The 24,653-nt window shown below is 24.1% G+C and carries 21 protein-coding genes; 7 read left to right on the top strand and 14 right to left on the bottom strand.

What is annotated here, in order from left to right; all coding sequences use genetic code 11:
* The 8 genes from IC214_RS20290 to IC214_RS20255 all read right to left on the bottom strand — a co-directional run.
* A partial coding sequence (locus IC214_RS20290; RefSeq protein ID WP_227825040.1) for a transposase occupies nucleotides 1–578 on the bottom strand: 578 nt, incomplete at its 3' end.
* A gap of 191 nt (nucleotides 579–769) precedes the next feature.
* A complete protein-coding gene (locus IC214_RS20285) occupies nucleotides 770–2,095 on the bottom strand; it encodes a DUF4116 domain-containing protein (protein ID WP_227825039.1) in 1,326 nt (441 codons plus the stop codon).
* Nucleotides 2,096–2,116: 21 nt separating this feature from the next.
* Nucleotides 2,117–2,362: a hypothetical protein gene (locus IC214_RS20280; protein ID WP_227825038.1), complete on the bottom strand. Its 246-nt coding sequence runs from the start codon at nucleotides 2,360–2,362 to the stop codon at nucleotides 2,117–2,119.
* Between the two features lie 155 nt (nucleotides 2,363–2,517).
* Nucleotides 2,518–3,138, bottom strand: a complete 621-nt coding sequence (locus IC214_RS20275; protein WP_227825037.1) for an anthrax toxin lethal factor-related metalloendopeptidase — start codon at nucleotides 3,136–3,138, stop codon at nucleotides 2,518–2,520.
* Between the two features lie 150 nt (nucleotides 3,139–3,288).
* Complete coding sequence (locus tag IC214_RS20270; protein WP_227825036.1) at nucleotides 3,289–3,717, bottom strand: hypothetical protein; 429 nt, start codon at nucleotides 3,715–3,717, stop codon at nucleotides 3,289–3,291.
* A 158-nt stretch (nucleotides 3,718–3,875) separates the two neighbouring features.
* Complete coding sequence (locus IC214_RS20265; protein ID WP_227825035.1) at nucleotides 3,876–4,814, bottom strand: hypothetical protein; 939 nt, start codon at nucleotides 4,812–4,814, stop codon at nucleotides 3,876–3,878.
* Nucleotides 4,815–4,920: 106 nt separating this feature from the next.
* Nucleotides 4,921–5,358, bottom strand: coding sequence for a hypothetical protein (locus tag IC214_RS20260; protein ID WP_227825034.1), 438 nt, complete (start codon nucleotides 5,356–5,358; stop codon nucleotides 4,921–4,923).
* A 16-nt stretch (nucleotides 5,359–5,374) separates the two neighbouring features.
* Nucleotides 5,375–7,432, bottom strand: coding sequence for an SPFH domain-containing protein (locus IC214_RS20255; protein ID WP_227825033.1), 2,058 nt, complete (start codon nucleotides 7,430–7,432; stop codon nucleotides 5,375–5,377).
* Between the two features lie 869 nt (nucleotides 7,433–8,301).
* Between IC214_RS20255 and IC214_RS20250 the strand changes: the two genes are divergently transcribed.
* The 3 genes from IC214_RS20250 (at nucleotide 8,302) to IC214_RS20240 (ending at nucleotide 11,863) form a co-directional block, all read left to right on the top strand.
* Nucleotides 8,302–9,252 (top strand): hypothetical protein, encoded by a 951-nt coding sequence (locus tag IC214_RS20250; RefSeq protein WP_227866940.1) that lies wholly within the window; start codon nucleotides 8,302–8,304, stop codon nucleotides 9,250–9,252.
* A gap of 238 nt (nucleotides 9,253–9,490) precedes the next feature.
* Nucleotides 9,491–11,230: a stalk domain-containing protein gene (locus IC214_RS20245; protein WP_227825031.1), complete on the top strand. Its 1,740-nt coding sequence runs from the start codon at nucleotides 9,491–9,493 to the stop codon at nucleotides 11,228–11,230.
* Nucleotides 11,231–11,548: 318 nt separating this feature from the next.
* Nucleotides 11,549–11,863, top strand: a complete 315-nt coding sequence (locus IC214_RS20240; protein ID WP_227825030.1) for a hypothetical protein — start codon at nucleotides 11,549–11,551, stop codon at nucleotides 11,861–11,863.
* Nucleotides 11,864–11,935: 72 nt separating this feature from the next.
* On the opposite strand, the gene IC214_RS20235 is transcribed toward IC214_RS20240, so the two are convergent.
* Both IC214_RS20235 and IC214_RS20230 read right to left on the bottom strand, forming a co-directional pair.
* Nucleotides 11,936–12,385, bottom strand: a complete 450-nt coding sequence (locus IC214_RS20235) for a hypothetical protein (RefSeq protein WP_227825029.1) — start codon at nucleotides 12,383–12,385, stop codon at nucleotides 11,936–11,938.
* Between the two features lie 12 nt (nucleotides 12,386–12,397).
* Nucleotides 12,398–12,901 carry a hypothetical protein gene (locus tag IC214_RS20230; protein WP_227825028.1) on the bottom strand — a complete coding sequence of 168 codons (504 nt, stop codon included), beginning with the start codon at nucleotides 12,899–12,901 and terminating at the stop codon, nucleotides 12,398–12,400.
* Between the two features lie 436 nt (nucleotides 12,902–13,337).
* Between IC214_RS20230 and IC214_RS20225 the strand changes: the two genes are divergently transcribed.
* On the top strand, nucleotides 13,338–13,754 hold the full coding sequence (locus IC214_RS20225; RefSeq protein WP_227866939.1) for a hypothetical protein: 417 nt from the start codon (nucleotides 13,338–13,340) through the stop codon (nucleotides 13,752–13,754).
* Between the two features lie 185 nt (nucleotides 13,755–13,939).
* On the opposite strand, the gene IC214_RS20220 is transcribed toward IC214_RS20225, so the two are convergent.
* From IC214_RS20220 to IC214_RS20210, 3 genes are all read right to left on the bottom strand, one after another.
* On the bottom strand, nucleotides 13,940–14,620 hold the full coding sequence (locus tag IC214_RS20220; RefSeq protein WP_227825026.1) for a hypothetical protein: 681 nt from the start codon (nucleotides 14,618–14,620) through the stop codon (nucleotides 13,940–13,942).
* A gap of 26 nt (nucleotides 14,621–14,646) precedes the next feature.
* The gene (locus IC214_RS20215) at nucleotides 14,647–17,115 is read right to left on the bottom strand and encodes a transglycosylase domain-containing protein (protein ID WP_227845354.1); all 2,469 of its coding nucleotides are present in this window, start codon (nucleotides 17,113–17,115) and stop codon (nucleotides 14,647–14,649) included.
* Between the two features lie 567 nt (nucleotides 17,116–17,682).
* Entirely contained in the window at nucleotides 17,683–20,277 is a 2,595-nt protein-coding gene (locus tag IC214_RS20210) for an AAA family ATPase (RefSeq protein ID WP_227825024.1), read from the bottom strand.
* 284 nt (nucleotides 20,278–20,561) lie between these two features.
* On the opposite strand from IC214_RS20210, the gene IC214_RS20205 reads away from it, so the two are divergent.
* The 3 genes from IC214_RS20205 to IC214_RS20195 all read left to right on the top strand — a co-directional run bounded on the left by IC214_RS20205 (nucleotide 20,562) and on the right by IC214_RS20195 (nucleotide 22,316).
* Nucleotides 20,562–21,233, top strand: a complete 672-nt coding sequence (locus IC214_RS20205; protein WP_227825023.1) for a hypothetical protein — start codon at nucleotides 20,562–20,564, stop codon at nucleotides 21,231–21,233.
* A 3-nt stretch (nucleotides 21,234–21,236) separates the two neighbouring features.
* Entirely contained in the window at nucleotides 21,237–21,662 is a 426-nt protein-coding gene (locus tag IC214_RS20200; protein WP_227825022.1) for a RusA family crossover junction endodeoxyribonuclease, read from the top strand.
* Nucleotides 21,663–21,794: 132 nt separating this feature from the next.
* Nucleotides 21,795–22,316, top strand: a complete 522-nt coding sequence (locus tag IC214_RS20195; protein ID WP_227825021.1) for an HPF/RaiA family ribosome-associated protein — start codon at nucleotides 21,795–21,797, stop codon at nucleotides 22,314–22,316.
* A gap of 18 nt (nucleotides 22,317–22,334) precedes the next feature.
* On the opposite strand, the gene IC214_RS20190 is transcribed toward IC214_RS20195, so the two are convergent.
* Nucleotides 22,335–23,918: a hypothetical protein gene (locus IC214_RS20190; protein WP_227825020.1), complete on the bottom strand. Its 1,584-nt coding sequence runs from the start codon at nucleotides 23,916–23,918 to the stop codon at nucleotides 22,335–22,337.
* Between the last annotated feature and the right edge of the window lie 735 nt (nucleotides 23,919–24,653).

Here is a 24,653-nt window from a genome sequence, read left to right as displayed (position 1 = left end):
TCTTTTAAGCCTAAATCTATGCCAATATACTTATTAGATTCTTCTAATTGTTTTATGTCAACTTCACAACATATACTAACAAAATATTTACTTGTAGGTGTTTTTGATACAGTAGCATTTAATATTCTACCATTTATATTTTGAGTCACTTTAGCCTTAACCCATTTTAATTTTGGTAGTTTAATTAGGTTATCCTTAATAGTTATATTATTGTTCACCCATTTACTTTCAAAACTTCTTTTATGATTTCTTTTACTTTTGAATTTTGGAAAACCTTGTTTATTTCCTTTTTTAATCTTTCTAAAGAAGTTTTTATATGCACTATCTAAATCATCAATAGTAGCTTGTAAACTGGTTGAATCAATTTCTTTAAGCCATTCATATTCTTTTTTAAGCGATGGAAGTTTTTTAATTAATTCATACTTTGAATATGACTCACCTTTATTTTCATATTTTTCTTTTTGAAGTGCTAACATGTGATTATACACAAACCTCGAACACCCAAAAGATTTTTCTATTATTTCTTTTTGAATTTGATTTGGATATATTCTAAATTTAAAAGCTTTCATCTGTATCATTTCTTCACCTCCTTTAGTTTTTTATATTACAGGCTTTAATCTCCACCCTACTTACGTTGAGGATGGAGTATTTCGCCTATCAGTGATAAAAATCTTCTTTCTTGATTACCTCACTACACTCAAATATTAAGTACCACTTATCATCTAATTTAGAATACGTCTCTTGCTCCTTCATACTTTGATTTATTTTTTTATAAACTTAATTTTACGTATTGAAAAGCTCTTTTGTCATTTTTAGTAGCTTCAAGACAAATCTCTTTTGTTTGTTCTTTTACATACATTAAATACCATCCTTTTTGTCTTACTGCTTCAAGACAAATTTCTTCTGTTTGATTTTTTACATCTCTAATTGCAAATCCATCTTGTCTTACTGCCTCTAAACATATCTCTTCTGTTTGTTTTTCCACATACTTTAAAGCTAATCCACATTCTCTTACTGCTTCAATACATATTTCATTGTTCTGCTCTTTTACAAATTCTAAAGCTTTACCATCTTGTTTTACTGCTATTAAACATATCTCTTCTGTTTGTTTTTCCACATACTTTAAAGCTAATCCATTTTGTCTGACAGCTTCTTTGCATATTTCATTGTTCTGCTCTTTTACAAATTCTAAAGCTTTACTATCTTGTTTTACTGCTATTAAACACATTTCTTCTGTTTGTTTTTCCACATATTTTAAAGCTAATCCATATTCCTTTAAGGCTTCTATACAAATTTTATCGAACTGATTGTTTACATACTTTAAAGCTAATCCATTCCTTTTTACTGCCTCCAGACAGATATTTTCTGTCTGGTTATTTACATACTCCAAAGCCAAACCATTTTGTTTTACTGCTATTAAACACATTTCTTCTGTTTGCTCTTTTATATAGATTAAAGCTAATCCATCATTCTTGACTGCTTCTTTATAGATTTCTTCTGTTTTATTTTCTATAAAAAGCAAAGCTGAAACATCTTGTTTAACAGCTTCTATATAAAGTTTATTCTTTTGTTCATCTGTAATATAAAATGAGTCAAATTTTGCATATTGTAAAGATAACCCCTGCTGTCTTACTGCTATTAAACATAAATTATAATCCTGTTTTTTTATATCTGCTAAAACATATCCATTCTGTTTTACTGCTTCAGTGAGTATATTATAAATCTGTTTATCTGATAAATTTAACTCATTAAAATCTATAACTTTTACAGAAAATGCATTTTGTCTTACTGCTTCTATACATATTTCTTCTATTTCTTTAGCTGATAAATTAAGTTCATTAAACTTTATATACTCCAGTGCATAGCCATGTTTTTTAACTGCCTCTATGCATATCTGCTTAATATCTATATCTGATAAAGCATATTTTTTAAAGTCAATATATTTCAATTCTAAACCATCGTTCTTTACAGCACTTAAATATAAAATAAAGGCTTGCTCTTTAGTTAAATCTAATTTGCCAACATCTACAATTCTTAAACTTTCTTTTTGTTCTGTAATTCTTTCTAAATAGTTTTCAAAATTTTTACTATTCATATAATTCAATCCTCCTAAATATTATTTACCTGATAGTATGTTTAATTTCTTTATTTCTTCTTCTGTAAAGTCAACTTCTTCCCATCTTATACACTCTATAGCATCTTTATCTTGTTCAATAGCTTTTAAGCATACTAAATACGTTTGGTTGTCTGCAAATTGTAAAGCTTTTCCATAAATACTAACAGCGTCTAAACACATTTCTTCTGTTTGATCTCTTGAACTTGCTAATAATCTTATAACCCAAGCATTATTGTTTTTACTCATAGCTTAGCTCTACCTCTCTTCATTTTATTTATATAAAAACTTTTTAAATTTAATTATTATATTCAAAATTCATATTTATTATAATTAGTGAAATTATAAAATAAACAACCTCTTTTTTATATTATCAAAAAAAGAGGTTGTTTACATTTTTATTTTTAAATTCTATTGATACAAAGTTCCACATACTTATAAGTCTTAGGATTATTTTTTAATAATCTTTTGGGATTAAGTAAATACTCCTCAAACACTTGAGCGAAATATTCATGTTGGTTTTTCAAGTAATAGTTTATATCCTTATTTTCATCTAAAACTAAATTGTTTTTTTCTTCTGTGTATATATTAAAGAAATTATCTTCACCAGATATTTTATCTACAAAATGACCAAATTCATGTATTAAAGATTGTTCATCCCAATCTTTAATATTGCTTAGATATATTGTATCCTCAAAGAAAACTCCAGCTAATGGAGAATCACTTAGGAATCTTTCTTGAAGTGATCTGTTCGTTATTTCTATCTTCATATCATTTTCGATAAAGCTTTCTATAAGCTTTTCTGGAATTACATTAAGATATTTATATAACTTAAATTGCCTATCACAGTTTACTCCATCAAATTGTATAAAAGTACTATAATCGAAGGCTTCATTTCTTAAATGGTCAATCTCTAATCCTTTTATCTCATTGTCCCTGTAAGCATCAGACTTAAAAGTGCTACACAAGGACAATAAAACTGTAACAACAATAATCTTAATTGTAAATTTTCTCTTATTTATCATGATAAATTTTCTACTTAATTATATTCAAGTAGATACCTCCTTTTTTATTATTTTTTTATTATATTTTTAAAAGTTTTTTTTATTATATAAACATGTAAAACACATTAAAAATACCTTTAATTTAATTAAAGGTATTTTTAAAATGAAATATTATATTATTTTTTTATCTTCATTATTTATATTTATTTTGTCCCAATTAAAATAGCTGAATATTTCTTTATTTTGCTTAACAGTTTCTAAACATATAGTTCTTTTTTCTTCTACTGTAAAATTAAATTCTTCCCATTTTATACTAAATATAGAAAAACCATTTTGTTTTACTGCCTCTAAACACAATTCATATATCTGAGCTCTTTTTAAATTATTAAAATCTATAACTCCTAAAACTAACCCATTTTGTTTTACTGCTTCTAAATACAGTTCATATCTTTCCTGATCCGAGAAATTAACTTCATTCCATCTTATATCTTTAAGTAACGTCCCATCTTGTCTTACTGCCATTAAACACATTTCAAAAGGTTGCATTTGTGCAAATTTTAAGTAACTACTGAACCTACTTACTTTATCAAAGTCATTCATTTTACTTCTCTCCTTTTTATTAATTATTTATATAAACTTATGTTTTATTTATTATAGATTCCATGTAGATTTTGTATAATTAATAACTTTATTAAATATAAGAAAAAGACTACCTCTAATTAAAAGTAGTCTTTTTCTTATCAAGTTATATTAAAAAATTATTTATTATATATTACCTGACCATGATATTTTATATAAAGAATATTTTTTAAATCTATTCTATCACCTTTATTCGTTCTTAAATATTCTTTTTTATCTTCACTTTCTCTAATATCACTTGTTAATATATAAGGTCTATTATAAGATAAATTATTATCTATTTTTAATTCAATATTTCCTTGCTCACTTCTTACAATTATGTTTAAAGTCTTCATTTGTCTTTCACAAATACATTTTAAAAGATTCTTTTCATCTATATAAAGATTGGCGACTCTTAATCTATTTAGCTCTTTTTGTCTTTCTTTATAAGATAAAAGTTGTTCATAGAAGGATTCAGCATTTTTGTATATAATTTTATTTGCTTCTATCCTTATAACTTTGTCTTTATCTTTAAGATATGCCAAAAGAATGGATATATTATCTTTATACAAGATATCTATTTCTTTTAGATCAATAAATTCATTTTCAAATGGTTCTATATCTTTTATATATAATTCAAAAGCCTTCTCTCTTGCATTTTGTTTTATCATTAAGCTCACATTATCTACTACAGTATTTACAAGTAAATTATCAATAAAATAATTTTCATCTTTATTTATCGTCTTTACAATCTCTTCTTTTATATCATTAATAATTTTTCTATAAACAGTTTCCAACTGTTCTATTTTTACATCTCTAAAATCAATTTCATTTAAATTCTTTTTAACTAAACCTTTAGAAACCTCAAAAAATATATTCTCTTCTGAATCATATACTCCAACAAATTTTTTTTCTTTAAATGGATTAAAATATTTTTCATTCTCTTGTTTAAATAGGTAAAAAATACGATTCTGTTCTGACTGAACTTTTAAAAATACTGAACTTTGGCCTTCCTTACTTGAACTATTTATTCTTAGGTTAATATTATCATTTTCTAAAAAACCTTTCATATCAAACATTTCCTGTCCTCCATTTTTTTATTTTTAAATACTTTTTTATTTATTATATATTTTTCTCATTAAAATATTTTATATAAACAATAAAATTTCTATTTTATAACAATATTCACATATTATAATTTTTCATCAATATTCTTTTTTTATTCTCAACAAAGTCTTTAGAGTATACTTCTAAGAATTTAACATTTTCATCTCTATATAACTTCGAAAATAAACTTAATGCCATTTTTTCTTTTTTTACAATTCTTACTCCTATTGTACTATCATCAAAACAAAAAATTTCCTCGAACAAATCATTATAAAGAGAAGAATTTTTTTTATAATATTCTTTCTTATAATATTCTTGTAAAATCTTACTATTTAAAAATTTATCAATTGTATATATATAACCTTCATATTCAAATTCAATTTGATTTTTATTACAAATTAATATAGATTTATTTATATCTACAGCTTCTTTTATATTATTTATTAACTCCTTTATTATTTTATTTTTTTTATAAAGCTTAAAACTCATCATTTCTTTATATTTAGTTAAGAACATATTAACCCCTTGCCTGTTATATTAAATCATTTTCATTAATTTTTGTCTTTGCTTCATTTAGGCTTTCTTGAACATCTGTCTTTTCTTTACATTTTAAAGGTTCGAAATTTTCCATTTTTTTAATTGTACATAATTGAAGAATATTATCTAAAACATTAGATGAACCTTTATTTGGATCATTTGTTATAATATTTTTAGGAACTATATCAATATTGCCATCTTTTATAGCTTCTGCAAATTTTATAGCAACTTCTTTTTTTATTAGAAGCTCAGCGCTACCATAAGCATTTGCTTTTTCTCTATTGGCAGAAGCTATAGCTTTACCTACTTTTTCTTCTTTTTGTGCTTCTGCTTCTGCTAACGCTTTAATACTTTCTGCTTCTGCCTTTGCTTTTTCTGAAATTCTATATGTCTCGGCTTCTACTTCTTTTTCTTTAATATATAGTTTTGAATCTGCTTCTATTTTATTTTGTGTTGCTTTTATCTCTGCTACTGCTTTTTCTGCTTCTGCATTATTTTTTTCTATACTAATGTGGATTTCTGAACTTGTTAGATTATCTTGTTCATTTATTTTAGATTGTAGTTCTCTATATTCTCTTTCTTTTGCAGATGCTGTTTTTTTAGCCTCATATGTTTCAACTTGCTCTTTTGCTAATTGTCTATCTGCTAACTGTTCTATAAGAGCTAATATCCTTTCATCCCCATTGGCTTTAGGAGTATCTATTAAAACTTCTTCTAATTCTAAATTAAATTTTTGAAATTCTTCTTTCATTATTTTATATGATTCTTGACTTATCTCTGTTTTATTTTGTAGTAATTCTAAAAAAGTTTTTGTCTCTGCAACTTGTTTAAAATAAGCAGATATAATAGGGTCTAAAGTCTGATCAACCAACTTTTGTACTGAACCAAATCTTTGTATTACAAGTGGAGCTTTTTTATAATCTATATGAACTACTACAGAAAGTGGTAATAAAGGTTTAAATCCATCTTTAGTAATGACAGATAATTCTTTTAGATGTCTATCATATTCGTATTGGCCACATTCATCGCCTCTCCACTTTAATGCAAAGTTATCTGTTGGAATCTTTTCAATTGAACCAGAATAAATATTAAAAGCATATTTGCCTGGCATTAAAGGATTTTTAAGTATCCCTCTGCATCCATCTTCTACTAACTCTCCATGAGTGTAAGATTTGCCAGAAACATCTTCTCCTTTTTGTCCAATATAAGAACAAACTACCCCAACTGAACTTATTTCTATTTCTTGCTTGGGTACAATTTCGATTGATGCAAAAAGACGATTTATTACATACACCCCTTCTGTTAATACTTCATATTGTCTACCCTTATATCCTCCAGCTTTTAAAAATGCTTCTATATCTTGAAAAGAATTGTGGTATAAGTCAGGATTATTTTCATCATCTCCAACTATTGGTGCAATTAGATCTCCTTGCTTCAATGCTTTTCCTTCTTTAGTTACTACAATGCCAAGATTATCTTCTTTATCATCAATGACTATTGGATCAAAACCATTTTTCTTAATTAATTCATCTTTCATTTTTTTAATGTCTTCGATTTCTTTTTTATCTCCTATATTTAAAAAATAAGTTTCATTTTTTGTTAAGATTATAAATTCAGCTAAATTAAAAGCATATGTTCCTTCTCTTAAAACAACTCTTTGAGGTCCTTTTTGACCTCCATTTTTCAAGAATGTTTTTGTATCTTGAAAATCATTGCATGACACTGCTCTACCTAATATTTGCCCATTTTTTAAACTTTCACCTGAACGAGCAAAAACATAACCAATCTGTCCTTGTTTTATTGTAACTAATGGCTTTTTATGAACTTTGTAAAAAAGTCTATTCTTAAAATGTAATCCTGTTCTAAGAATATCTGCTTGAAAACCAGCTTCTCCATTTAAGGCTATAAGTTCACCTTCTTTTAAAAAGTTCTTTGAGAATTTTTTTTCAACAATTCCTATTTCTCCACTTCCTATAATCCTTGGTCCAATTAGAATAATCCCTAAAAATATACAAATTACCAATGTAAATACAACAACCATAATATCAATCATTATTTTCTCCTTTTTATTTTTTCTTTTTATTTTTAATATAAATATATACTTTTTGTTGTTTATAGTCAACGTAAATCACGAATTTATTTTTTATAAAAAAACGTATTTCTATTTATTATTAGAAATCCATTCTCCTAAAAAACAACCAAGCTTTATAAAAGAAAAATATATTAATAAAAATATAAGATTTTTATATTCTAAAGAAATAATTAATAGAGATATATAAGCTACAAAAGGGAAAATCAAAAAACTTTCATTTAAATTCTCTTTTTGTACTATGAGGCCTTGTATAAAGAATAAAATAGGGAATATAAGGATGTTTAAAATAATTGATATTTGATTTATGTTATAAGCTGAGGTATTATTAATATTTACCTCTAAAAATACTATAGATAAAACAATTATAATTGATGGTATAAATTTTTTCATTAATGTCTCCTTTCATTGTTTGTTATTGTATCTAATTCATTATATAAAATGTTTACATTAATATAAGAAACAATGTAATAATAGATATGCAAAATATATTTTTATCTTCTAAATTAAAAAAGGTTAACACTATAATTTGGCGAATAGATTTAAATAGTTATTTTTTATAAAGGGTGATTTGATTGGGGATAAAAAACTTTTTTAATAGATTTAAGAAAAAAAGCTCTAAAGAAAAGCACATTAAAACAATTGACAGTTTTGATATTATACAAAGAATAATATATACAAAATTTTCAAATGAATATATTTTTATTAATATTCTTCTAAATTTAGAAGATGAAATAATATTAATTCATAAAACTTGCTATTCCGTATGTCGTACTAACTATAAATTTTTAATTAATAATTCATATATATGCTTTAAATGCAATTCAATTTATTTGACTGATAAATTAAATAAGGAGCTACTACTTTTTTTTGATTATAAATATGAATTATTAGAACCTGTTACAGATTATAATAAGCCTATAATGTTAATGCATAAATCATGTAAGAAAGTCTCTTGTATAAAACCTTCAGATATAACAAAAGATTATTATTGTAAATTTTGTAAACCTATTAATACATCGTCAAGATTTAAAGAGAAGGTATTAGAGCTTACAGGGAATGAGTATGAAGTAACAGGCAGATTTATTTCAGCAAGTGAAAACATTTTAATGAAGCATACAAAATGTAATAAGGAGTTTTTAGTTACTCCTCATGAATTTATTTCTGGTAAAAGATGTCAGCATTGTTTAACAAAAAAGAAAACTGAAAGATTACAAAAAAGGATATTTGAAAATTTTTCAGATGAATATATTCTAACGAGTAATTATAATGGGTTTTATGGAGAAGTTGAGATTTTACATTCTAAATGTGGATTTAAGTTTAAAACAGCACCTTATTTTTTAGAATTTAAAGAGAAATGCAAAGTTTGTTCTCAAGAAGATTATTTAAAACAACTTAATAAAAATAATACTCTATCACAAGAAGATATTTTTAAAAAAGATATTTATGATTTTTCTAATAAGGAATTAATAGTATTAGATATGGAAGAAAATCAATTTAGTGTGTTTGAAAAAAGTTCAAAAGAAGTTTTTATTTTAGAAAAAGAAGCTTTTCTTAATCTTGAAGATAAAAATAACATTAAATATACTTTCATTAACTATTTATTATTAAAAAATAATCTTAACAGATATGTACTTGTCTCTGATTATGTAAACTTATTAACATATACAAAGTTTTTATGTAAAGAATGCGATAACTTATTTTTAGCAAAACCAATAGATATAATAAATAGAAATAAAAAATGCCCAATTTGTAATGAAAAAATACATGTGAACTCTTATTAAGATAAAAATACCTATTAATACTTTTTACAGTAATTAATAGGTATTTTTTTGATGTCATATATTTAGAGGGGTAAAATATACAACATTTGTCCATGAACTCTATATATTACACAATAATTATATTTATAATAAATAAACCTTGTACAATGGTAATATTTTTTAGATATTCAAGTGAATGTTATAAAAGAAGTATCTTTTGTATAGTATGTAATATTAAAAATAAGAAAGGGGCTAAGTTATGCATAAAAAATTAATATCCGCAATTTCGATAGGGCTAATTTTAATTCAAGTTGTCCCAACTACTTCATTTGCGGTAAATAAAGCTAATTATAAAAATAATATAACAAGAAAAGAAAGTACAAATAATAGTTTAATAAGTCCAAATAAAAAAGATATTATACCAGTTGTGTTTAATCCAGATACAATGCAGGACCTTGATAGAATTTTAGAGTCTTTAGATAAATTAAATTTAGATTTTAGTAAGAGTTTATTAATAGATATATTTAATATGTCTGTAAATCTACATACAAATTTAGAAGACTCAGAAATACAAAAACATAAAGACTATGATCAATTTGATTATATTTTCTTTCAACTTATTTATTTAGCTTTTGTTAATACTAATGGGAGCGAAAGAAATGAACTTTTTATAAAATTTATGGATGAGATGTACCTATCTTCTGTAAAAAGATTAAACAGTAATGACAAATATTCTTTTTTCCTTGATAAATATGGGCTATACATAGGATATCAGTTATCAGATTATTTTAAAGATGAGAGAACTAATAAAATATTAAAAGGTGGAGCTTCTATGTTTATTGAACTACAAAATTTTACTCCAACAGAAGAAACAGGTAAAATCCCAGAGGATGAACTACCTTCAAGTATCGAACCTACAAAACCAGATGGAGACGATAATCCTAATAAAGATGAGCCTCCTATTTATATACCAGATAAAATTCCAGATGATGAATTTAATCCTGGTGGTAACAATAATAATGGTACACCTGATAATTATGATCCAAGCTTAGATAATGGTTTAACTCCAGGAAATTCTTCTGATTTAACTTCTGATGAATATGTAAAAGAAAATAATAGTTGCACTAAAATAACTACAATCTATGACTTAAATGGAAATATCGTAAACAAAAAGAAAACTAAAGCTCAAAATGGGTTTTGCAACATATTTAATTCTAACATAGTAACGGGAGAAGTATGGAATAGAAACCATAATGGAGATTTAGCTTTAAATGTTTGGCAAAGCTTAAATGAAAATGAGTTAAATAAAGAAAGTAATCTTACTTTAAAGTTTACATTAAATAAAAATGATAAAAATATCTATTATTATGATTCTGGCATAAATGTAAATTTAAATAAAACTGTAACTTATAATCAAGTTAGAGATGTATTAAATCAAATTGCATTAAAAATAAAAAATGGTTACTTGATTGAAGATAAAAAGAAATTACTATTTATTGCTGAAGGTAAACCTTTGGTTGTAGAAGATAAAAAAAGCTCCTATTCAGAAGCTGAAATAAAAGGATTATTGAATACCTTTAATAATCTTTCTTTAAAAATAGAAGAAAAAGATAAAACCAATGAACCAAAATTTAAAGATGAAAAACAAAATTCTTCCTTAGATAAAATTTTTATAAATAATAAAGAAGTTAAATTAAAACATCCAGCTATGTTAAAAAACGGTATAATACAACTTCCTATTGAAGAAATCGCAAAAGAATTAAAAATTAAACTTAAAATTAATAAAAATTTAGCTATCTTGAGCGATAACAATAGTATAACTGAATACTATATTGGAACTAAAAAAATAAAAATAAATGGTGCTGAAAAATTAACTACAACTTCCTCTAAATTAGAAAACAATATTATTTATGCTGAAATGAATGCTGTACTTAGAGAATTTGGATTTAGTATAAATTTTAATGCATCTACTAATAAAATTTCTATACTTAAGAAATAATAAAATAGATAATTCAATCATTATAAAAAATTTAGTATTTATTCTTCAATAAAAATATCTAATGTAAGTATTAGATATTTTTATTGTATATATTATTTCCATTTTTTACCATTTTAGGTTATTTTTTTTATATTTAATCTATTATTTATAGATTATTAAACTATATAATCTAATAATTGTACACTTATTCTAAATTTTTTTAATAATTCATCATTATTTTTTGTATAAAATAAAAAACAATCATAAACTATGATATAATTATATAAATAAGTATAAAAAGTATGTTTATCAAAAAGTATTGGGGAGAGTGATTTTTAGATGTTAAATTATTCAATAACAGCAGAAATTAGTAATAACAACAGGGTTGTAGTTTTAAAATCTGAAATGTTTCAGCCAGAATTTAATATTTTATTAAATTATATTGATTTCTCTTTTTCCATAGAGAAAGAAGATTGTGTGGAAATCGGTTTCAATTCTTTTAATGCTATTTATAATGATTTTATTAAAAGTGATTATACAGAACACTGTAACTGTGTAAAAAGTGAAGAGGGTATACATAATATTAAAAACTTATTTGATAATATAAAACTAAATATGCTTAAAGAGGACACTATCTATTTTTTATGGGAATAATTAATTAAATATCTTATTTTACATAAAAAAATCTCTTACCATAAATGCTAAGTAAGAGATTTTTTATTAGAGCTATTCAAAACTTCTAAAATTCAAATTATTATTTGCATCCATATACATTTTAGAACAATGGTAATGAATTCTATCAAACATTTTTTTTTGTATTTTTAATCGTTTTAAAAATACTTTAAATAAATTAATCTCTATTTTTAAATCTTCAATTTCTTCTTTTTTTGTAATATGTTCCATTTCTAAAAAAAAATTTTTACTTATTTTTTCTGAATAAATATTATCTGTTAACCCTATAAGATCTCCAAAATAATGGCTCCATAAATTCGAATCAATTATTAAATGGTATAGATTTTCTAAATCATTTTCATTGCAACTAAGATATTCTTCTAATGTTGTTTTATATCCTTCAAAAGATAATGATATATTTCTATCTTTAAATAATTTTCCTACTTTTTTAGAAATTTCTATAAACTCTAATTGTCTTCTTAATATTTTCTTTGACTTTTTCATCATAATCACCCATTAACTAAAATTTGGATTTTGCATCTTTATACAGTTACAAGTATTCTTACAATGGTGGTGACATTTATAAGAAAAGTCTATTTTACTTTCTATTACTTTTAAAAAAGCTTTCAATGAATTTTTATTTTTTCTCGTTTCTACAACTGAAGCTTCTCTATTAGCAAATCTATCTCCTCTATTTACGGATTTCACGTCTGCCATCTCAGATGCAATAGCAAACACCTCTTTCTCTGCAACCTCAGAATCTAAATATAATTTTTCAATTACTGCTTGCATATTTGTAAAATACTCCCCCCACATGTTAAAATCTCTACTTAATTCCCATAGCTTATTATAATCCTTAGAGTCAACTTCTCCATATTCTTTTACTGTGTTTTTATAGCCTTTAAAATTCAATTCTATGTTTAGAGATTGGAGATATGGATTTATTTCCTTAACTAATTTTTGGAAATAATCCTCTTCACCCCTAATAGGAAGTTCTGGTGGTCTTGCCAATTTAACCATCTCCTTTTTAATAAAAAACCTTTTTATATTTTTTTATTATATAATACAATTTATTTTTTAATTCCATTAAATAACAAATTATTTTTTTAAAAAAAATAAAATAACAAAATATAATTTAAAATTATTATAAATACTAAATTATTTTTTATTATTAATAAAAATATTATTTTTTAATGTTAATTTAATATCAAAAATACATAAATTAACATTAAAAAATAATATTTTATATTTTCTCATATTTTTTGTTAATGCATTAGTAAGTATATAAGTTATACTAAATATTTAAAATTTGTATAATATTAACAAATGAAAATATGAAGAAAGGTAGGAATATAATTAAAAAATGAATTTAAATACACTAAAAAACAATAAAGGATTTACTTCTTTAGAGGTAGCCATATTTTCAATTATTTTTCTTATTTGTATTGCTGGAATTATGGATTTTCAAAATATGCAAAAAAAATTTAATTCCATATCTTCAACATCAACTTACATTTCAAGGGTTGTTGGGCATCAAGGAGGTATTAGAACTTCAGTCCCTTCTAATTACTTAGATAGTTATGTTACAAGCCAAAAATTATACCAAGATGTTAAGTATATTCTTGGGAAAGCTGGGATAGCAGAAGAAAAATGGAAAGTTTATATTAATGGGTATGAATTATCCCCAGACTTGTATATGCCTATTATTGGAAGGGGGACAAATATTACCACACAATTAAAATTTTCTTATGATTGGGACTTCCTATCCCAAATAATTCCTATAGAAAAAGAACAAACAAAGATATCCATGAGAAATACTATATCTACATTTAAACTAAGAGAGTCGTCCAACATAGACACAGAAATAAAATAGTGGTATAATTTAAAGTGCATTTAATATTATATAAGAACTCAATTTTAAAAAGTCTTGAGGTCTAAGAAAAAGAAGTTGTTTTTAGCATTAAATTTAAAAACTCTTTCTAAAACTAACTTTAAAAGTTCTGCTAAAAATTAACTAAAACAAAAAGTAGAGTATTAATACTCTACTTTTTGTTTTAGTTAAGACTGTTTTATGTTTTCTATAACTTCTATTACATTTTCATTTTTGGTATTGAATATATAATTATTACTAATAGTATTTATGTTTAGCTGGATGTTATCTATATCTTTATCCTTATTTATGTCTCTAAACATTATAGAAAAAGTCTTAGATTGGCTTACTATTTGTTCTAAACTATTTATTTCTGGTAAACTAACATTAATCTCTACATTATTATCTTTATATTTAATATTAGTTTCCTTAAATTTAGAAAGTTCTCTTGATTTTTCAATCGAAGGAACACCTACAAAAGTCCCTATTTTTATCATGTCTTTCTTTTTATCTATAATTACTTTGTTTGTTAGACCAGTTACAAAAAATTCTTCTTTTAAATTTTTTGTATTTGCATCTTTTGATACAAAAAATACTTTTAATTCATTTTGCTCCCAGTTTTTACTTTTCTTATAAAGTTCATTAGAAAAATCTTTAATATCATTCATTTGCAAGTTTCCTCTTACTATAAATTCTATAGAGTTATTTTTTATTTCTAAATTCTCAATACTATAATTTTGGCTAATTAACCCTTGTAAATTATCTTCTGATATTTCTGATTTTTTACTGACTTCTCCCCCTAAGACAAAACCTATGATTATAACTACTAAAGTAATTATAGCTATGACTTTCTTTTTAAAGAACTTCATTAAATAGCTCCTTTCTCCATTATATATTAAATTTTATTTTTATCATCATTAGTATCAATATTATCATTTTCTATATTTTTATTTTCATTATTATTTTTATCTTCTTGACTATCTTCAGTGTCGATGTTTTCATTATCTGATTCATTATTTAAATTTTCATCTTTATTTGTTGTATCTTTTTCTTCACTTTCTTGAACATTATTGTTGTTTTGGTTTTTAATTTTTTCTTGATATTCTCTTTCTTCCCTCTCTCGTTGTTTTTTAAAATATTCTTCTTCCCTTTTCTCTCTATTTAACTGAGCTTTAATATCATTAAAATTATTATTTAAAAATCTATATTCCTCCATAAGTTCATCATACACAGATTTTCTTTTTACATTCATTACACTATTTTTTACTTTTAAAAGAATTCTATCTAACTCTTTTACTTGTGTTAAATTAATTAGTTTATACTCTCTTAAACTTTCTATCTCATTTTTTGCTTTTATTTCTCTAATAAGTTCTTCATCTTCACTTAGTCCAAATATAACTCTATATTCTAATTCTTTTAATCTATCTTTTTGAGTTTTTGATTCATTATCTTTTCTATCTTTTTCAAGACTTAATCGTTCTTTTTTAATTGCAAATTCTTTAGGTCCTAATGTTTTTAATTTACCATTTTCAATATAAACTTGCTCTGGCTTTTTAAAGTCTACTTCCTTTTTACCTTCATGTAATCCACTCATGAATTTATTCCATATAGATTTAACTAAATTAGACTCTAAAGAAGATTGGTTTGAAGGTGTATCATCTCCGATCCATACAGACATTGTAAAATAAGGAGTATATCCACAAAACCATGCATCCTTATTATTATTTGTTGTTCCTGTTTTGCCTGCTTGGTATTTATAATTATTAAGTTTAGCCTTATGAGAAGTCCCATGTTCTTTTTCAATACTGCCTTTTAAAACATCTGTCATTAGGTAAGAAGCTCCTGAATCATATACTCTCTTTTTGTTTTTATTATTTTTGTAAATAACTTCTCCAGTTGTAATTTTTTTAATTTCTTTTACATTTGTAGGTTCTATAAATTCTCCATTCCTTGCAATTGTGGAATATGCACTTGCCATTTCAGTTGTCGTTGCTCCTCTTGTTAATCCTCCTAAAGCTATAGTAGGCGTTTTATCTGCTGGAGTTAGATATTTAAAATTCATTTTAGCTAAATATTTTAGAGACTTCTCAGCTCCATTTAGTTTGGTTAACCTAAATGGTATAGTATTTGTAGAAATCTCAGTGGCATATCTTAATGTTATATCTCCTTTATATCCTTTATACCAATTAAGTGGACCTTTATTAATTGGCTTATCTGTAAATTGATCATCTGGGGAATATCCTTTTTCAAATGCAGGTAGGTATGAAATTAGTGGTTTCATAGTTGAACCAGGTTGTCTTGCTCCAATAGAGGCTCTATTAAATGAGTTTAATTTACCATCTTGACTTCTACCACCAACCATTGCTATTACCTCTCCTGTATCATTATTAATAACAGTAGACGCAGATTGTTTCATGTACAAGTTATTAGACTTATTTATTTTTTTATACTTACTCATTTCTTTGTCTATAATAGATTGGAGTTTATCCTGCAGATCAGAATTAATACAGGTATTAATTTCATAGCCTCCATTAATTACTTCTTCTCTACATTTTTTATATTCTTTAGAGTATAAATTCAAATATTTTTTTCTTTGTTCTTCATTATCATATATATATCTAAATTGAAAACCATCATCTTTCATAATTTCTTCTACAGATTTTTGAATTGCATACTCAACAGCATAGTCATTAATGTTATTATCATAATATTTTTTTTGGATATTTAACTCAAGTACTTCTTTTTTAGCATTTATCTGTTCTCTCTCTGTTATAAATTTAGAACTATACATTTTATCAATTATGCTATTTCTTCGCTTTATAGAATTTTCTTTATTCGATACAGGGTCATATATAGAAGGGTTATTTGGTATTCCAGCTAATAAAGCTATTTGAGATAATGTTAAATCTTTTGTACTTTTCCCAAAATAATACATTGATGCTGTTTCGGCTGAATAACAACCATGACCAAAATTAATATTATTAACATAAAATTCTAATATATCACTTTTAGAAAATTTTTTCTCTATTTCTTGAGCTATTACAGCTTCTTCAAGTTTCCTCCAGATATTCCTATCCATAGTTAAAAACATATTTTTAGCTAATTGCTGTGTTATTGTGGAGCCTCCTTGCAGTTCTCCTCCTTTTAATATTACTATTCCTGCCCTAATCAAAGCTTTAAAATCAATTCCATTATGTTCGTAAAATCGTTTGTCTTCTACTGCTATAAAAGCTTTAAATAAGTAGGGATTTATATCCTTATATTTTTGATAATCATATTCTCTAACCTTAAATTCTTTTAATAATTTTCCATTATTATCATATATTTTTGTTGTTTTTCTGTTATTAAAAGAATTCCTATTCATATTTTCAGTTTTACTATAAGCTCTTTCTATATAGTTACTAATGTCATTTTTAAAATAAAGATATATAAAAATGGAAGCTATGAGAGATATAATTAAAAAAAGGAAAATAGATATAATAATAATTTTTATTTTTCTATTTTTTTTACCCATTGTTCTCTACTCCTTTTTTAATAATATATTTTATATAAGCAATATATTTTATAATTAATATAACATATTTTAGCAAAAATCTAAATATAAAAAAATATATAAAAAATACCTACAAAAGTAGGTATTCCTTTTTTAAGGATATCGCCTGGTTCCCCAGGCAATACGGGACCCTATATAAACTTAGGGGTTTACATATTTCTTTACTAACTTCAATTTCATAGTTCTTATTGAAAATTCCATTTAGAAATACCTCCAGTTAATATTTTACGCTTAGTAAAGCCCATTATTAAGGCAGAAAATTAATTTTTTTAATTTCTTACAATATATTATGCATGTTTATAAATCTCTATAATTTTATTACTTATATTTTTCAAAAAAAAGATACTGACAATAATTAAATTATTGTCAGTATCTTTTTTAAAATTTAATTAGATTGTTAATTATAGAGTTTACTACTATTTTGTCTATTTTAGCATGGCAAATAGGACATATTTCAACTTCCAACAAAAGTTTTTTATATAGTTCTATTTTATTTATTAGGTATTCCTTTTTCTGGTCAATATTATGTTTAAGTTCTTTTCCTTGATTTAATACTATGTTTAATTCTTCTTTTTGTTTTTCAATTATTTCTATCTTCTCTTTTTGTTCTTTTAAATGAATTAACTTAAGATCAACATCTTCAATACCATTTAATTTATTTTTAATTAAATTAAATTTATCTATTCTATTTTTTATATTTTTTAATTCTTCTTCTAATATATATATATCCTTTAAACTTTGAGATTTTTCTTTTATTGTCTCATTTATTCTATTTAAATCTTTAATTTTATTAATTTGTTTTTCCATATCCAATAAAACATCATATTTATCTTTTAAATATTTATACTTTTTGTATATATTTGTTTTTTCACTTTCAATTTTTTTGTACTCATATAATTTTTTTTCTTCTAATTCTATTTTCTCATAAGAGCCTTTTAGGTTGGTCATTAATGAATGTGCTTTATTAACTTCTTTTAATGCTTCTACTTTCCCTCTTAATTCTGTTCCTAATTTTAACACTTTAGTAAGTTCAGTAGATTTCTCTTCAAGAATTTTTATTTTAAAGAACTTATTAGTTAGCAATTCAAACATATCTGTAATTTTTTCTTTATTTTCAGTTAGCTTTAGCACTTTCTTTTCTAATTCACTTATACTTCTTTCTTTTTCTCTTAACTCCATAGAAAATTTTGATAACTTCTCTATTAACTCTTTTTTTAATTTAATCTCATTTAAAATACTCTCTACCTTATAGATATTTTCTTCTAATTTAAAAACATAATTGTAGCTTTCTTTTCTTTCTTCTAATTCGCTTATTTCTTTTTCAATCACATTTTTTTTCAGATTTATTTTTTTTATATTCGAAGTCATGTCTTTTACTACTACATCTCCATATTGCGTTCCATATAAGCTCCCTACCAATTTCGCTTTATCTGTAGAGGACATATTTTTACCAACAAAAAACCAAGGATCACCCTGATTAATAAAATTTACATCAACACTACTTTTCTCAGATAATTTAACTTTGTTAAATCCTAAAATTTCTTGAACTGTTGTTATTGCTTTTGTATTAAAATATTCTACACAACCTTTGTTTGGATTAAATATTTCATATCCATTTTTCCCTTTTCTTTTATTTCCGTTTTTATCTTCATTGTTTTCTACTATCCTACTAATTACAAATCCATTACTTAAATATAATGTTATTTTAAAAAAGTCTTCTCCACTTAAAATCTGGTTTCTTGGATTTTTAATATAACAATCATATACTTCTCTTATTGCTCTAAGTACAGCAGATTTGCCTTGACCACTTACTCCAGATACAACATTTAACCCTTCCGAAAATTCAAACACTGCATGTTTAAAACAAGCGAAATTAACAATTTCTAATTCAGTTATTGTGTATTTCCCTTTTGAAGAAAAAGGAACTTTCATAAGTTTTATATTTTCCACAATATTATTAACTGCTTGATCTCTTATGTTATCATCTATGTTTTTATTTTTTGCAATGTTTTTTACTATATCTACTATATCTATTCCTTTAGTTAATTCAGCCTTATTCATTAAGCTTTTTACATCTTCTATTTTTTCTAATTTTTTTTCTTTTTTAACTATTTTCTCTCTTGATAAAACTTCACTTCCCTTTTTAGCACATGTTAAAAAAATTGGCTTTGTATTTATTCCATTTTTATCTACTTCTATTAAAATAACTTTTGGCATACGGTTAATTTCTTTAAGTTCTGCTGATAATCGAAATGGAGAACCTGGATTTATAAATTTCCTTCCATTAATAATAATTTCATCATAGCCAATATGGTCATGTCCATTTATGGTCAAATCGGCTTCAGTATAAGCTATTTGAGAAACAACAGTATGTTTAAACTTCTTCCCATAACTTTTAGGCATTAAGTATCCATGTACAAGGTGGATGTGAAAATCAGCCAACTTTTTATTAACAATATAGGCAGATTTATCTTCTCCATCTATGTTATGAGTATAAGGAGCTCCTGTTATTGCTAAAGAAAAACCTTCTTTATCCTTAAAAATGACTGGCTTTTCTTTAGTTGCAATTGTTATAGCTCCACAACTAATTAAAACATTTAAAGACGTCTCTTCTAAAGAAGAAATTTCATTCCCTATTAATTCATGGTTCCCTATTGTTCCAATAACAGGAATAGTATTTTTTAGTTCTTGTTCTATTTCTCTAAAAGTTGTCTCCCCTGTTTTCATTTCTAATACCTTATTATTTAATTGAGAGAACTTAAAATCTTTAGCTAAAGAAGCAAGTTCCGATTCTGATAGTCTATCTGAATTAAGGAAATCTCCCATTTCCAAAAAAGCATCTATTTTATATTTATTTGCTATTTCCATTATTTCTTTCGTCTTTTTCTGTCTTGTCTCTTTAAAATTATCTATTCGGCTCCCTGGAGTTTTACTGGAATAATGCCAATCTCCCAAAACTAAAAATCTTAACATATAAAAATCCCCTCTTTTTTAATTTATTTGTATAATACATTTTTTTATATTTATTATATATATAGTCAATATATTTTATAAATTATTTTATATTGTTTATAAAAAACACGTTTTATTTATTGACTATATTAAACGCAAGTATTATACTTTATTTATAGATAAAACATTTACTTTAATCTAAATAAAAAGTTTTATTATAATTATAAAAAACTTGTATTATATAAATATTTTTAATTTGAAAGGAGAAAATCGCTATATATTTTTAATAGCGACTGTATAGGAATTTGAACCCAAATATAGAATTAATTTTAGAAAAAAATGAAGAGTTTTCTTATTTATCTAAGTTGGCTGATAGTAAATATTTTGAGGTAAAAAAACTTAATGAAAGTATAGATTTAGAGGAATTAAGCTATTTGCCTTATATTGAATTAAAAAAATTATATGATTGCATAAAAAATAGAATTAGTCCTGAAAAACTAAATCAAATTAAAAAAATATTAATTAAAAAAACTAAAGAATTTTATCCAGAATTAAATAAGGTCCACAATTATCCTGAAATTAATAACATTGTTTTTTTAAATGAGGATATTAAAATTAAATTAGATGAGCTTTTAACAAAATATGAAAATGAAATAATTACACCAAACTTTTCTTTTTTAGAATTACAAACCTCCAATGAAACCAATATAAAAATTATAGATTTTTTATATGACTCAGGCATGTTAGAAAAAATATATAATTTAAAATGTATTTGTGAAAAATCTAAACTTAGTATATCCGAAAAGAAATTTAATAAAATGAAAGATGTTTTTTCTTTAGGAGAAGATGACTTCGCCTATGTGGACTGTGATTATTGTAATGGTAGAGATATATTTGATTTAGAAACCTTAAATGAGTCTGTTGAAGTTAAATACAGATTCATAAAAAGATCCCAAAATAATATATTACAGATATAATTAATGTTAAAAATAGTTGTTACAGGAAGACCAATTAGTAAATCAAATTTTAAAATCTCAGGAAAAAACGGACAGCCCATAATGCCAGCTAAAGGGAAGTATTCAAAATATAGAGAATATGAAGAATTAGTTTCTTGGAGTTCGTTAAAAGCAATTTCTGCTTCTAAATACAAAACTACTAAATTTAATGAGAATTTGACGACAGTTATTAAATTATATTTTCCAGACAAGAGAAATAGAGATATACACAACTATCCAAAGAGCATTTGTGATGGTATTGAAAAAAGTGGAATAATAAAAAATGATAAATTATTAAAACCTGTGATTATTATGGATTTTATAGACAAAGAAAACCCACGAGTAGAGATAGAGCTCTATCCTTCATCTGAATATACTTTTAAATATTCATTAGATAAAATTAAAGAATAGATTATTCATTATTTTTGATTATATTTTATTTTATTTTATATATTATATATAAATAATATATTTATATTATTTATACTATTAATTGTTAGAGATTATATTATTTAAATAATATTTTCTTTTTTAGGAGGACTTATGGATATAAAAATCATAAAAAAACATAACCAAGAAATAAGTAAAGATATCGAATTAGCCATTCATCAAAAACTAAATTTTTTAGAAGTATTTTTAAAAGAAAATGACTATATAAAAATTACAGTTGAACAAAATAAATCAAGCTATAAGATAGAATTATTATTAGAATACAACAAAAAAATCATAAAAATGGATGAAGTTTCAGAAGATTTTTTTTCAGCATTAGAAAAAATTACAAATCGATTAAAAAGAAAATTGTATAAAATATACCACATGAATTTAAATATTAATTCTAATAATATTCCTTTTAAAAAAGTTATTAAAACTACTAATAAGCAAAAAAAAGAAGATATAAAAAGAAAACAAATAAAGTTAAAACCAATGTCTGAGGAAGAGGCTTTTCTTCAAATGAAATTACTTGGATATTCTTATTTTTTATTCTATAATCAGAATTTTATAATGTCTTTAATACATTTAAATAAAAATGGTCAGTATGAAATAATTCAAGGATTTTTAAAATAAAACAAATATAAGAGTAGCTTAAGATTGAGCTACTCTTATATTATTAATGATATAATCGGGCAAAGAGCCAAGAATAGTATTTAATAAGCATTTTTGTTTTTCGTTATTTTTATAGAAAATGACATCAAAGAAGTCTTCTCCTCGTATATAATCCTTAATGATAAATTGATTCTCCATTATTTCATTAAGACCAAGTTCTAAATAGTTCATATTTTTTTTAAGACTATTTTTCCCACTCAAATGTACTTCATATTTCAAATGATCAATTGTAAATCTATATTTCTTATTTTGTAAATCTTCACCACTTCTAATTAGATAATTTCTTCTTCCCTCAAGAAAATAAGCAAGATTAATTGATTGTTGTAACTTTATTTTTTTCAATTCGTTTTCATACATAATGTCAGTTGACATTTTTTCCATATCGGGTGAAACAGATCTTTTTACCTTTACAATATCTCTTCCCTTTACGATATCTCCTTCATTACTAATATCTCCTTCATTACGAGAAATTTCAACTGAGCTAAAAAAGTTAAAAGACATTTCTTTAACTTGTCCAAACGCATCTGTAGATTTACTATAGATCGAATAATAAGGAAGTTTTAACAGTCTATTTTTTACATTATCATAATTTGCTTTTGTGCGAGACTTTAACCCTAAGTGTTTTAGTAAATCACTTAGATAAAAAGATGCAGTATCCAAATTAAAAAGTCTTTCAATGTAAATAATAATCTCAAGATCTCTTTTATCAAGGGATAGTTTAGGTAATGCTTTTTCTTCTGTCTCAAGATTATACAGTTCCATTTTAAAACTTTCAATTTGGCTATTTTCCTCATCTATCTTAAATTTGTAGGAAATATTTAATTGAGAACCAGTGTGGTTTTTAGCTCCATAAGTACCAGATTCAAACGAGTTATCATCATTTTTAATTATTTCAATATTTTTATTTCTTTTAGGGCGTAATGTAGGGAGAAAAATTCCTGGAACTACACTAATTGGTGTAGTTAATACTATATTATTTATATTAAATTTATATTGTTCTTTAAGTATCTCAGTTATGCATAAAAGCAAATCGTGCGTAAATGCCGAATTAATCTTAGCATCTGACATTTCAGATAAATATGGAAAGTCTGATATATTATAAGAACTATCTGTAGCCCATTCTTTTAATGTTTCTTTTCGCATCAAAAGTAATTCCTCTGGAGATTCTAAATCCATACTTTTAATTTTACCTTTGTTTTTTAAGAATTCTTCTTTTATTGTTATATATTCTTTTTTTAATAATTTTGCTTCAGCTTTATCGCTCTCCATTGAATCTAATGCCATTTTTACCCAGTTTTGTTTTAATCTCCAAGTCGAGGAAATTTCCCAAGCCCTCAATTTTTTTGCTTTAGCAGGCGTTGTTAGTAAATCTAACTTACCTGAAATTGTTGTAGATAAAAAATCTTCAAAAACTGTAGCAATTTCATCAATTGATTCGTATGATTTAATCATATGCACTTCAAAATATTTTTGAGTTATAAATTTAAATTTTTCTTGCTCATAGATAGCGTGCATTATTAAAATAAAATCTTCTCTTGCATTTTCTTTATTCAAAGTTACCACCTTTTTCTTATATTTGTATCTTATATTTTATATATTAACATAATATATGTAAAAAAATCATAATAATATATTTAGTTATAATTATTAATTGTATATTGTAATTTGTAAATATTCAATCTTTATAATCTACAATAACTTTTGCATACCAAAGTAGATACACCTAAAGACTACTATTTTATTAGTATATAATAAAACTACAATAACATCTGCATACTTTAATGATAGTAATTATGATAATAGTTATATACTTTCACAAGTAATAACTATAGATAATAATAAAAACTACAATAATATCTGCATATTTTTACAATTAATAATTATATGAATGTAAGAAATCGCAATAATATATATAGGTCTTTGTATTAGTATCTGTATTTAGAAATAAAAACTACAATAATATTTGCATACTTTTGTGATAATAACTATGTCTTATTATAAGAGTCATAAGCTAATCCATATGTTTATATATTAGTATATAATAAAACTACAATAGTATCTGCATACTTTTGTAAGAGTAAAAATTATATGATAGTAAAAAACTACAATAATATTTGCATACTTTTATATTAATAACTATTATATGTTTAAAAATACTATGGGTAATTATTTACTATCATAGTAATAATTATACATATCATTAAAACTACAATAATATTTGCATACTTTTATATTAATAATTATCCAATGTTAAAAACTACAATAATTTTTACATACTATCATAGTAATAATTATACA

This window comes from Clostridioides sp. ES-S-0190-01 (assembly GCF_020658275.1).
Classification (GTDB): Bacteria; Bacillota; Clostridia; order Peptostreptococcales; family Peptostreptococcaceae; genus Clostridioides.
The sequence above is the reverse complement of the archived record's forward strand: the minus strand, read 5'-3'. Positions and strand labels throughout refer to the sequence as shown.

Coding starts and splice junctions, on each gene's coding strand:
- IC214_RS20210 (WP_227825024.1), bottom strand. CDS start 20,277: ATGTTAAGATTTTTAGTTTTGGGAGATTGGCATTATTCCAGTAAAACT.
- IC214_RS20285 (WP_227825039.1), bottom strand. CDS start 2,095: ATGAATAGTAAAAATTTTGAAAACTATTTAGAAAGAATTACAGAACAA.
- IC214_RS20230 (WP_227825028.1), bottom strand. CDS start 12,901: ATGGTTAAATTGGCAAGACCACCAGAACTTCCTATTAGGGGTGAAGAG.
- IC214_RS20240 (WP_227825030.1), top strand. CDS start 11,549: ATGTTAAATTATTCAATAACAGCAGAAATTAGTAATAACAACAGGGTT.
- IC214_RS20225 (WP_227866939.1), top strand. CDS start 13,338: ATGGATTTTCAAAATATGCAAAAAAAATTTAATTCCATATCTTCAACA.
- IC214_RS20270 (WP_227825036.1), bottom strand. CDS start 3,717: ATGAATGACTTTGATAAAGTAAGTAGGTTCAGTAGTTACTTAAAATTT.
- IC214_RS20245 (WP_227825031.1), top strand. CDS start 9,491: ATGCATAAAAAATTAATATCCGCAATTTCGATAGGGCTAATTTTAATT.
- IC214_RS20195 (WP_227825021.1), top strand. CDS start 21,795: ATGGATATAAAAATCATAAAAAAACATAACCAAGAAATAAGTAAAGAT.
- IC214_RS20260 (WP_227825034.1), bottom strand. CDS start 5,358: ATGTTCTTAACTAAATATAAAGAAATGATGAGTTTTAAGCTTTATAAA.
- IC214_RS20235 (WP_227825029.1), bottom strand. CDS start 12,385: ATGAAAAAGTCAAAGAAAATATTAAGAAGACAATTAGAGTTTATAGAA.
- IC214_RS20275 (WP_227825037.1), bottom strand. CDS start 3,138: ATGATAAATAAGAGAAAATTTACAATTAAGATTATTGTTGTTACAGTT.
- IC214_RS20265 (WP_227825035.1), bottom strand. CDS start 4,814: ATGTTTGATATGAAAGGTTTTTTAGAAAATGATAATATTAACCTAAGA.
- IC214_RS20220 (WP_227825026.1), bottom strand. CDS start 14,620: ATGAAGTTCTTTAAAAAGAAAGTCATAGCTATAATTACTTTAGTAGTT.
- IC214_RS20280 (WP_227825038.1), bottom strand. CDS start 2,362: ATGAGTAAAAACAATAATGCTTGGGTTATAAGATTATTAGCAAGTTCA.
- IC214_RS20200 (WP_227825022.1), top strand. CDS start 21,237: ATGTTAAAAATAGTTGTTACAGGAAGACCAATTAGTAAATCAAATTTT.
- IC214_RS20215 (WP_227845354.1), bottom strand. CDS start 17,115: ATGAATAGGAATTCTTTTAATAACAGAAAAACAACAAAAATATATGAT.
- IC214_RS20255 (WP_227825033.1), bottom strand. CDS start 7,432: ATGATTGATATTATGGTTGTTGTATTTACATTGGTAATTTGTATATTT.